Annotated in this window: 3 pseudogenes; 1 reads left to right on the forward strand and 2 read right to left on the reverse strand. The window is 61.8% G+C overall.

Annotated elements, in window-relative coordinates:
- A pseudogene (locus BM315_RS24100) lies at positions 1–278 on the forward strand (ATP-binding protein); the annotation flags it as partial.
- 19 nt (positions 279–297) lie between these two features.
- On the opposite strand, the pseudogene BM315_RS24105 reads toward BM315_RS24100, so the two are convergent.
- Both BM315_RS24105 and istA read right to left on the reverse strand, forming a co-directional pair.
- Positions 298–468 (reverse strand): annotated as a pseudogene (locus BM315_RS24105) (ATP-binding protein); the annotation flags it as partial.
- Positions 461–1,516 (reverse strand): annotated as a pseudogene (istA, locus tag BM315_RS24110) (IS21 family transposase); the annotation flags it as partial. The pseudogenes BM315_RS24105 and istA, both read right to left, overlap by 8 nt.
- Positions 1,517–1,600 lie beyond the last annotated feature (84 nt).

Genomic DNA, 1,600 nt, shown 5'->3' on the forward strand with positions numbered 1-1,600 from the left:
TGTTGAGCTCAACATTACTCGACGACTGGGGCCTGGCGTCGTTCACCGCCGAACAACGGCGGGACATGCTGGAGCTACTGGACGACCGCTACGGCAAGCGCTCGACCCTGGTGACCAGCCAGATGTTGGTGGACAACTGGCACGAACTGATCGGCGACCCGACCCTGGCCGACGCCATCCTCGACCGCCTGGTGCACAACACCTAGCGGATCAACCTCAAGGGCGAATCGATGCGCAAACGGACGAAGAAGTTGACGGCGCCTGGCGCCACAGACTAACAATGCAAAACCTGTGTCGTTGATGGTTCACCGAGCGCATGGCCCGATCCGCATGCTCCTGTTGCAGCAGGTGTTCGAGCAACCATTTCGAGGAGGCTAGGGCCGACTCACCCTGCGCCGTCAAGTCCGCCCAAGCATTGGCCATGCCGTGCAGGCGCAGTTCTTTGAGTTCTGCCATGAGATCACGCATGACGGATCTCCTCGACACTGCCGCGTAAACGGTCGTAGCGCGCCGTGTTCGCGACAGGCGCTTCCTTGAGCTGCAAGTGAGTCTCGACGGAGGGCGGTGGCTCGGTCGCTGTCAGCCGCGCCACGACATTCAGGATGTGTTCGGCGCTCAGGGTGCCGGCTTCGAGTACCAGTTCAACGGCCACCAATACGGCATCGAGTCCGGCGACGGGTACGGCAACCAGGACTTGCGCCATGATCCGGTCACCGCCGGCATGCCGTGTCAGACCGTGCTTGAGCTGTCGCAGCGGCTCGGGCAAGTCGGCAAAGGGTGCACCGTTACGCAGTGCGCCCGGCTTGCGTTCAATCAGCGGGATGTAGTGCTGCCAGTCGTAGTTGACCTGGTCGCGATCCAGCAAGCGCGCGTGGCTGGCAATCAATACGTCATCAGCTACCACCTCGATCCGCGTCGGATACAGGCGGCAACTGAGCCACTTGCCGGCGTACTCACAGGGTACCGAGTAGCGGTTTCGTCCCATGCTGACCAGGCAGGTGCTGGAAACCCGCGCCGCACGCTCGACGTAACCGTCGAAGGGCGCGGGCATGGGCATCATTTCGGCCCGCTCCAACTCCAACACCTCGGCCACGCTCAGCCCGCTGTATTGCGGGTGCGGAAGCTCGCTCCAGAGTGCGCGGCAGCGCTGCCCGAGCCAGGCATTGAGTTCCTCGAAGGAGTGGAATTGGCGGTCTTGGGCGTCCAGCCAGATACGCCTGCGACTGTCCTGCACGTTCTTTTCGACGATGCCCTTTTCCCAACCTGAGGCGACGTTGCAGAAATCCGGATCGAACAGGTAGTGCGCGCACATCACCGCGAAGCGCGCATTCACCGTGCGGCCTTTGCCTTTATTGACCTTGTCGACAGCCGTCTTCATGTTGTCGTAAATGCCTCGGCGTGGCACGCCGCCTAAGGCGCTGAACGAGCGCGTATGCGCGTCGAACAGAATCTCGTGACCTTGGCTCGGATAAGCCACCAGCCAGAAGGCACGGCTCGCGCACAGCTTCGCGCTCGATGCCGTAAAGTTTGTTGATCATCCCCAACGCGATGTCGGCACGCCCGGTTTTGCCCTTGGGTTGCACCTTTTGCGCTTCGACGA

Source organism: Pseudomonas borbori (assembly GCF_900115555.1).
In the GTDB taxonomy this organism is placed as follows: domain Bacteria; phylum Pseudomonadota; class Gammaproteobacteria; order Pseudomonadales; family Pseudomonadaceae; genus Aquipseudomonas; species Aquipseudomonas borbori.